Raw genomic sequence first — 9,502 nt, 5'->3', positions numbered from 1 at the left:
CGACAAAATACACTGGCAGAGGTGTTCGCCTGTGAAAGCTGATGACGAAGATCATAGGAAAGCCGTATGCGGGAAAACCGCACGTACGGTTTGACGAGGGGGAGAAGCGGCGGCGCCGCTTCTCTCTACTCTACTGAAAATTATGTCGCTTTGGAATTATTTTGAAAATTTGGGATGACTGCTGTTTGGAACCCCTACCTAAACTGATAATCCCTATCTTGAGGTCAAACTATAAACAACAATGAAAACAAAAATATTACTCCTGCTTTGTGTGTGCGTCACACAAAGCCTGCTCGCGCAAATTGACAGCAGCAGGTACCCTCGGCTACTCACGTTTACGACCCAACAGGACCACGACAACATGAAACAGCAACTTGGGATCAAAAAATTACGACCCGGCCCCAGCGGCAATGAATCCGCACCCAATCACGCCAACTACGACGAGTCAATTGCAAACCCTTGCCCACAACTGCCAGATGTACTCACCACCCAAAATGGCAAAAAGGTAAACAGCACCGACATGTGGTGGAACCAGCGCCGACCAGAGTTGATCGAAGCCTTTGAAAAAGAAGTGTATGGCCGCATTCCCAAAAATGTGCCCAAGGTGAACTGGACGGTAAAAATCACCGACCGGGAATTTGTGGGGCGTACTCCGGTCATCGCCAAACAACTCGTCGGGACAGTAGACAACAGCGCCTATCCCCTGATCGATGTGAACATCAACATGGTGCTGGTTGTCCCTACCAATGTCAAAGGGCCCGTGCCGGTGTTGATGATGTTTGGCCGCCCTTCCTTGCCTGCTCCTGCTCAACCCTCACCCGATGACCTGGAAAAAATCAATACCGCTTTCAAGGAGATGATGATTCAGTCGAATCCAGAAATGAAGGCCATTTTTGAAAAATATCCGGCGTATAGCCCCATCACCCGCTTGCCCGCACCCAATCCATTTGCGCCACCACCCGCCGGTGACCTGCCCTCTACCGAACAGCTGCTCGCAGCAGGTTGGGGGTATGCCACCATTGATCCCTCCAGTATCCAGGCCGACAATGGCGCGGGACTGACCCGAGGCATCATCGGCCTTACGAACAAGGGGCAAGCCCGCAAACCCGACGACTGGGGTGCTCTGCGCGCCTGGGCCTGGGGCGCTGCACGCGGCCTCGATTACCTGGAAACCGAACCTTCGGTTGATGCAAAAAAAGTAGGCATTGAAGGGGTTTCCCGGTATGGAAAAGGAGCGCTGGTCGCCCTGGCCTTTGAACCCCGTTTTGCGGTTGGCTTGATCGGCTCTTCTGGTAAAGGTGGCACTACCTTACACCGTCGGGTCTTTGGCGAAGCCGTTGAAAGCCTTACTGGGAGTGGCGAATACCATTGGATGGCAGGAAATTACCTAAAATACGGCACAGAAGAATCTTCTTTTGGCACTAAAACAGGTTGTGACCTCTCGGTTGATTCCCATGAATTGATTGCACTTTGTGCGCCCCGCCTGACCTTTATCAGTTATGGCATTCCTGAAAAAGGAGATGCCCGCTGGTTGGACCAAAATGGCAGCTACATGGCGACCATTGCCGCCGGATCAGTATTCAAATTATTGGGCGCAAAAGACCTGGGCGTATCCAATGATTATAAAAATGAAAAAATGCCGCCAATGCTCACCGATATGCTGAATGGTGAACTGGCCTGGCGCCAACACGACGGTGGACATACCGACGGCCCCAATTATAAACATTTTATTCCCTGGGCAACCAAGTTTTTGAAGTACGAACGCCAGAACGCGCAGTAATTCAACTGAGGTAGTGCACTAGCACAAGTCTTCTTGATTTTAAAACCAAGAAGACTTGTGCTACAGACCACTCCCTTCAAATCGGGGTTCGCCCAACTGAGTCGGACCTTGTTGCATTCATTTGTCCCGACATTAAAATCACCAGGTGCAGCAATGGAATAAGCATTTACATCCCGTTAAAAGGTGTTGATTATTTATGACCGGGCACTTAAATCCCCAGGCCTGTTCGATGTACAAACAGGTAGGCATTAAAAAGCAGGGTTATTAGCAGCAGGCTGTTATTTGGGCGTTCGGACCAAACGGAAGCCAACGGCTCCGTCGCGCATTGTCGGCAATTTGGCGTCAAAATTGATTGGGGTTACCCATTCGGTCTTATCATTGAAACAACTACCACGGTAAATCCGCGCTTCACCTTTCGAGTCACCTTTGGGGTCAACACTGGCGTAGTTGCCGTAATAATCATCACCAAAGAGGTCATTGACCCATTCCAATACATTGCCGTTCATGTCGTACAAGCCGGATGGATTGGCTTGCTTGGTGCCCACATCATGGGTTGTGCCGCCAGCGTTGTCGGCATACCAGGCCACTTCATTGGCATAACTTAGGTTTTCAGACCAGGTTCCCGCGCGGGCGGCATATTCCCATTCCGCAGCAGTTGGCAGGCGGTACTTGAATCCGTCGTTTTTGGCATTGAGTTTGGCAATGAACAGTTGTGTGTCTTCCCAACTCACGCAGGCTACGGGTTTGTTGCCCCCTGGAAAAAGGGTTCCGTATTCACAAGTTGGCAAACTCCCCATCACGGATTGCCATTGCCCTTGGGTTACTTCGGTTGTTTGCATCCAGAAACCTTTGCTGAGTTTGACCCGCCGCTCTGGCATCTCGCCGTGGGTAGGATTGCGGGAGCCCATCAGAAAATTACCTTCGGGAAGGTAAACAAAGCTCATTTGCTTACCCGCGGCCATGGGCTGATTCTGCGCGGTTCCGCTGACCACCTCTACCGGTGCCCAGGCGCTCACTCCGGGTGCATTGCGGAAAGAAACCTTTAGATAAGCTCTTCCTACCCCTTTTCCGGTAGAAGTCAGTTGAGCGGCATATTTACCCCGCCCAGGGTTTTTATCGTCTACATTCCAATAAGAAACCTGGATGATGTCGTTGGGGTCACCGCTGACATCATCAAAGACAAGGTTTTGAGCGGAGCTTTTGAGGAAGTCATTGGGATTGGAGTTTGTCCCATCCGTGAAGGTCACATCCAATCTTATACTCGGGGCGATGTCCAAAAAATCTACTGTATAAGCGGGGTCAGTGCGATTCAATGGGATGCGGTTTCTCCCATTTGCACCGTCCTGGATACCAGATTGAAGAATTAGCTGCGCTGAAGCCGGAATTTTTCCTTGTGCCTGTACCTTATTGGCGTTGGTGCAAAACAAGGCGATCATCAGGATTATAGCCATCGACCCCAGGTGAGTTGCAGTAGTGTTTTTTAGTTTGATGCTCATAGATGTTTGCATGTTTATGCTAATTTTTGGTTGAGTAACTAATGGTTTTTTTTTCGAAATCGAGTGATTTCAATAGGTTACCATCTCTGCAAAGATACGGGGTCGACCAAGTGACAATCGTGTCAATCTGGTAGGAGAATCGTCCAACTGTTATACTGGTGGTGGTGGATTAATGCTGCTGCATCATTTATTTGAAATAATCCGAAGGAAGTCTACCAAAACGTTTGCGGAAGAGCTCCGAAAAATACCGCACATCTTTGAACCCAACTGAATGCACTATTTCTTTGACGGTCGCGTAATGACGGTTTTCCAAACCCGTACGCGCCAAAGAGAGGCGCATTTCCTGGACGTATTCGTTGAAGGTGATTCCGCTGAGTTTTTTCACTTTATAAAATAGTCGGCTACGGCTCATAAATAGCTGTTCGGCAACCCGTTCTGCGTTAAAATCCAAATTTGGCATGGCTTCAGCCACCACCGTTTCTAGTTCAAGCAACCATTCCTGGTCTTTTTGGGAAACAATCAGCTTCGTATTCCTGAGGGTGGGGGTATCAATCCCTTCCTTAGATTTGTTTCCTATCTTTCTGGCCATCCGGTTTTGGTGGTTGTTGAGCAGATTTTCAACCCTGGCCAGGAGTTCCTGTTCTTCAAAGGGTTTGAGCAAATAATCATCTACCCCAATTCGCAGGGCGCTAAGTTTGTCGCGCAGGTCGGCTCGCGCGGTAAGCATGATCACTGGAATAGCCCGGAAAGCGTCCTGATCTTTCAGGGTTTTGAGCAATTGAAATCCGTCCATGACGGGCATCATAATATCAGAAATAATGAGGTCTATCGATGTAGTTGGCGTGGTTTGGGCATCAGTCAAAATGCTCAAGGCTTCAGCGCCATGGTTGGCTTCCAGAATATGGTAATTGGCACTTCGCAACATCGAGGCGGTATATTCCCGCAAATCAGGATTGTCTTCCACGATCAGTAAAGTTGCCTGGTGGCTTATGATCGGCTTGCTCAAGGATTGTTGGGGGGTCAAAAGTTCACTTTGTGTAGCTAATTCCTGGTCTTCTGGGGTGTTCTCCCCGTCAGCATTTATCAGTTCGGTTTCCTCATTCACGGGGGCTGTCGCTTCTTTTTTCGGAAACTCAAAAAAGAAACAGCTGCCCTGTCCCAAAGTGCTCTCCACCCATACCCTTCCCTTCATTACCGCTGCTAGCTCCCGGCACAAGGCCAGGCCAATGCCAGTCCCTCCTTCTACCGAAACTTCTGGTCGACTACTTTGGTAAAAGCGATCAAAAACACTGGGTAAATCTTCATGATGAATACCTCTGCCGTTATCCCTCACACTGATACAAATTACCTCGTCCGAGGCTTCCACGGCTACTTTCACGGTACCTCCTGGTTGGGTGAACTTCAGCGCGTTGGACAACAGGTTGTTGACAACTTTAGTCAACTTATCGGTATCAAGTAGTAGCAGAAGTTGATTTTCAGGATGGTATTCAAATTCAAAATGAATCTTCAGTCGCTCAGCGTGGCTTTCAAAAGCACTGACCAGGCGGCGCATGCAGGTTTGAAAACCAACGGTGGTTTCTTGTAATTCCATTTTGTACGCTTCCAGCTTGCTCAAATCCAGGATTTCGTTGACAAGATTTAGCAGTTGGCGGGAATGGGTTTGAGCAGTTTTGAGGTAACTGACATCCGCTGGCTCAAGTCGATTGCGTTTCAGGGTGGAAGCAAGCGGCCCGAGGATGAGTGTTAAGGGGGTGCGCAATTCATGGCTCACATTGGCATAAAACCGGTTTTTAACTTCATCAAGGTGGCGCAGTTCACCCGCTTGTTTTTCGATCAATTCTTTTTGGTGCAAGATTTTTTCGGCAAATTTTCGAGTAATCCAGTAGGCGTAGGCTGAACCACCAAGCAAAAACCCCAACAAAGCCATGATCCCAAAAAGCTGCCAACGTTGTCGGTTGCGCTGTTCCAGTAGGATCTCCGTTTCATGGGTACGCAGGCGCGTTTCCATCCGGGTCAAAAGGCTTGAATTGCGGTTAAAATAGTTTTTTTCTTGTTCCGAAAAAGCCATGCGGTAGTACTTCATGGCTTGCCTGGCATCACCTTTGCACTCCAAAATGTAGGCATAACGATGGTATAGGTAAAAATCTTCCCGGGCATAAACCATTGCTGTGTCCAGCATGGCCAAGGCTTGATTGTATTTTCTTGGGTTCTTCTCCAGGTCTGCTTGTTGTACATAAACATCAGCGGACTGATGGTAGGCACTTTGAATCAACCTCTGGTTGTTTAATTTTTTCAAATAGGAAATTGTCGTCTTATAGAGCGTAAGGGATCGGTCAAAATCTTTGACCCTGGAAAGATAAACCGCCAAATAACGGAGGCAGTTCATGCGGTTTATGAGCGAGGTATTCGGCCCGATCAGGGCTATCGCAGCTTCGGTGTAATCAAATAACTTATCGAATTTTGGCCCTAAATCATAGCTGACCCCAATGAGCAGGAGCTCAGCAATCATGGCACTGGTATCTTGCAATGATTCAGCGATACGCAAGGCCTTTTTATGAAAAGATACATTTTTTTCAGGCCGTTTAATGTACAGTGCGCGGGAGGTTGAGCCGATCAAACTCAAAGCCTTGCCCTCCAGTTTTTTATCCCGTTTCTTTCTTGCAAAATTTAGCGCAAACGCTGCGAGGTTAAACGTTTTATGATAATCTTGTTGGTCGAAATATATTGCTGCCTCAGCAAAGGCAGCCCAACCTTGGAATTGCACGGATCTATTTGCTGCGATTTTCAGTTGTTGCGCTACAACCAAAGCTGAATCTTTCAGCTGAAAAGCGCTTAGTATCCCTGATTTAGAGTATAGCCATTTCAGGTACGTAGCTTGGTCTTTATGTGCGTATGGCTCAAGTGCATCCAGCATTTGGTAGCAACAGTTAGCATTCCCATTGTCGCGCAGTTGATTGAGGGTTGCCCACCATTTTTCGAAGTTAGGTGTATTTGCGGGCACTTCTGGTAATTCATTTTGCAATTTTGACAGCGGGCAATCAGCATTCTGCAAGGGCAATGGGATGATTTCGGATTGTATTTTTTGATACAGTATGTTTACCCGTTCTCGATAAGCGACAGGAATTCCATTTTCTTGGGCATAACTATTGGACAAAGCCAACAAGTGCAGTAGCACCATAATGAGGATAAGTCTCTTCAAAACAGCAGCAGTTTTTTTTAAAAAGGATTACTTTTTGAGAACAATGGAAGCTATTGCAGTGAAAACAAGACTTGAAATTACTCAAATTCAAGCACAATTTAATAAAATCAGCCAAGAAAGGCTCAGCAAAAAAAGCCAGGTTGGCAAATTTATTTTTGATTTACCAATGCCAAAGTGCACTCGGAATGCCAGGGTATCACCAGTTTTTTTCCTCTTGCTTTCATCCCATGTTTGCGATCTGGCACGCATAACGATTGCCCCACGCCGCCTCTTCCCCCCAAAAACCAGGATCGAGGTAGTAAATAATTTTGTGAAGCTTTAAATTGTTGAGGAAAAGTAAATAACTTAAATGATTGTTTTGTATGCATTTATGAAATATAAAGCCATTTTTGGGCCGTTTTTTTTTAAAAAAAAATCATGCAGTTTTGTCCTTATTATTCTTCCCCTCGCACGCTATATTTGAAGTTGGAAAATTATATGTGCTAATAACGAAATACATCTCATGAAAGAATTACGGGAACTGGTTCTTGTAATGGAGAACAATGGCTGTGGGGCCACTGCGATGTTCAATGGCAGTTCTGGAACCGCATCAAAATTGTCTGTCTTTTACAAGGGCATCTCACAAAACAGTTGGGAATCCGACGACAATGCAGCCAAGGCCCTGTATCCAGGGGAGGGCTCGCATTCTTCTTACCGCAAGTTGAAATCAGATTTAAAAGAACGTTTGGTCGATACCATCCTCACCCTGAAGTTCAACAGTAACAAGTACAACAGTTATCAAAAGGCGTATTACCGCAGCCACCGCGAATGGGCCGCGGCTAAAATCCTGCTAGGGCAAAATGCCAACGACGCTGCTGCGGATCTGGCCACCAAACTATTGCGCCAGGCTCGCCAATTTGATTTCAGTGGCTTAGCCATGGACATATGCAGCGTCCTGCGCTTGTATTATGGGGCGCGGATGGGGGATATGACTCGGTTTGAAGAGTTCAACAAACTGTTCAGTGAATTTCAGGAAATTTACCAGGCGGAGAACCGGGCTGAGGAGTTTTACATCATTTTGAGCTCCGGATTTGTCAACAACAAATCGACCAAGGAGGACATTCAAACCAAAGCCTGCGATTTTCACGACCAGTTGTCGCCAGCCCTCAAAAAATTCAACTCACACCGTCTGCATTTTTACGGTGCATTGATTGAATTGGCTTGCCATACCTCCATCAATGATTACACCACTGCTTTACAAGTGTGCGAGCGCTACATCCAATTCTTTTTGCAAAAGGATTACGAAGCCCATGTGCCCCTCCAGATTTTGTACTACCAGGAGTTGCTCTGCCATGTACAATTGAAAAACTTCAAGGCTGGTCGCGCTGCTGCCGAGAATTGCTGCAAACTCCTGGCCGAGGGTAGCTATAACTGGTTCAAATACCAGGAATCCATTTTCCTCCTGGCCATGCATACCAACGAATACCAGGCAGCTTACGAGATTTACAGCGAGGTCATCAAAAACAAACGTTTCAATTTGCTGCCAGATAATGTCAAGGAGATTTGGAAAATCTTTGCCGCTTACATGGCTTACCTGATTCGTTTTGAAACCATCAAACCCTCTGCGAACGATAGCCTCAAAAACTTTAAACTCAGCCGTTTTCAAAATGAAACGCCCGTTTTTTCCAAAGACAAAAAAGGAATGAACATTGGCATTTTGGTGGCCCAATTGCTGCACTTGTTATCGGAAGGAAAAAAGTCGCAGTTCATTGACAAGGTGGAGTCACTGGAGCAGTACACCTATAAGTACTTGCGCAACGACCACACCTTGCGCAGCCATTACTTCATCAAAATCTTGTTGCAGATTCCACTTTCTGGTTTTGACAAAAGCACTTTTGTGGCCAAAACCCGGTCTTATTTGGAAAAAATGAGCGCAGTACCCAGCGAGGCAGCCAATCAGACCAATGAAATTGAGATCATTCCTTTCGAGAAATTGTACCATATGTTGGAAAGTCAGCTGCGTTAATTGCTACTGTTTTTGTAATGTTTTAATGAAAAAACACATGAATTTTTAGCTGATTATCAGCTCCATATTCATTTCCACTCCCTCTCTCTACACATTTTTGAAGGTAATGATTACCGCTTTTTTTTTAGCCCATTCCCACACGGATTGTCATAATTTTATATTATTAAAAAAGCAGTGTATGTTGCATCATCACGAGAACATACAACCCGCCCAACAGTTGTGTTGGACGAGGAATCGACTTCTTATTCCATGTACGAAAGAGTCGGAATGCAAGGTCATCATCACTGTTGACGTGACAGTGGTATAAGCCAAAAGCAATGTTAAAGATACATCCGAAGGGCAATCTGGCGGCTAAAATAAGGCTGCTACGAAATGTAAGAATACTGTTTAGTGAAGTCGTTTTTGGAACACCAGGTAAGCGGTGTGAAGGATCGGGACTCTGTAGAATTTATACAGTGACTGGCGCAAAACGCCTGGATCCCCATCCTCGCCGCATACCAGTGATCCTCTTGGTCAATCCTAAAGGGAAATTGGGCCTTCGACTAAACAAAAATGACCTTTCCCAGGAACTCTACAATGAGTTGTTCCAGGGAGAATTTTTCATCATGGAGGAGCAATTTGGGCTGCCTGCATATTTTGCTCGTAAACTGGGTGTAGGGAACTACAAGGTCCCAGCGGGCGAATACCTTCTGCATGCCAGAGGCAATTGGTTGGATATCGTTTTTTGAAAATAGCGTTTTGAATTCTGCCTTGATGAAAACAGGCAGAATTTTTTTGCCCAACAAATAACAATATGATTACTGATTTACCCCAATTAAACCTTTAGTAATTCGGTCCGCTCAATGTAACAAAAGGATAGAAAAAGAAAGTAAATAAATAATTGATATTCAATTTAGTATAATATTATTTTTTACTCCATTGTCGCGCATTTCAGGTATTGTTTCCCGTTTTTTTTTTAGCCTCATCTCCGCAGTCAACGCGCATTTTTACATCGATAAATTTATTATTTGTTCTTTAAGACG

At 46.1% G+C, this 9,502-nt stretch carries 6 protein-coding genes; 4 read left to right on the top strand and 2 right to left on the bottom strand.

What is annotated here, in order from left to right:
• The first annotated feature begins 241 nt into the window (after window positions 1-241).
• Window positions 242-1,780 carry an alpha/beta hydrolase family protein gene (locus ACEW9O_RS02005; protein WP_373548444.1) on the top strand — a complete coding sequence of 513 codons (1,539 nt, stop codon included), beginning with the start codon at window positions 242-244 and terminating at the stop codon, window positions 1,778-1,780.
• Between the two features lie 278 nt (window positions 1,781-2,058).
• Here the strand turns inward: ACEW9O_RS02005 and ACEW9O_RS02000 are convergent, their stop codons facing one another.
• Both ACEW9O_RS02000 and ACEW9O_RS01995 read right to left on the bottom strand, forming a co-directional pair.
• On the bottom strand, window positions 2,059-3,288 hold the full coding sequence (locus tag ACEW9O_RS02000; RefSeq protein WP_373548443.1) for a formylglycine-generating enzyme family protein: 1,230 nt from the start codon (window positions 3,286-3,288) through the stop codon (window positions 2,059-2,061).
• Between the two features lie 175 nt (window positions 3,289-3,463).
• Window positions 3,464-6,475 carry an ATP-binding protein gene (locus tag ACEW9O_RS01995; RefSeq protein ID WP_373548442.1) on the bottom strand — a complete coding sequence of 1,004 codons (3,012 nt, stop codon included), beginning with the start codon at window positions 6,473-6,475 and terminating at the stop codon, window positions 3,464-3,466.
• A 34-nt stretch (window positions 6,476-6,509) separates the two neighbouring features.
• On the opposite strand from ACEW9O_RS01995, the gene ACEW9O_RS01990 reads away from it, so the two are divergent.
• The 3 genes from ACEW9O_RS01990 to ACEW9O_RS01980 all read left to right on the top strand — a co-directional run bounded on the left by ACEW9O_RS01990 (window position 6,510) and on the right by ACEW9O_RS01980 (window position 9,208).
• Complete coding sequence (locus ACEW9O_RS01990; RefSeq protein ID WP_373548441.1) at window positions 6,510-6,797, top strand: hypothetical protein; 288 nt, start codon at window positions 6,510-6,512, stop codon at window positions 6,795-6,797.
• Window positions 6,798-6,977: 180 nt separating this feature from the next.
• Complete coding sequence (locus tag ACEW9O_RS01985) at window positions 6,978-8,480, top strand: hypothetical protein (protein WP_373548440.1); 1,503 nt, start codon at window positions 6,978-6,980, stop codon at window positions 8,478-8,480.
• A 317-nt stretch (window positions 8,481-8,797) separates the two neighbouring features.
• Entirely contained in the window at window positions 8,798-9,208 is a 411-nt protein-coding gene (locus tag ACEW9O_RS01980; protein WP_373548439.1) for a hypothetical protein, read from the top strand.
• Window positions 9,209-9,502 lie beyond the last annotated feature (294 nt).

The sequence above is a fragment of the Haliscomenobacter sp. genome (assembly GCF_041740695.1).
Lineage (GTDB): Bacteria > Bacteroidota > Bacteroidia > Chitinophagales > Saprospiraceae > Haliscomenobacter.
This window is presented reverse-complemented; position numbering and strand designations above follow the sequence as displayed.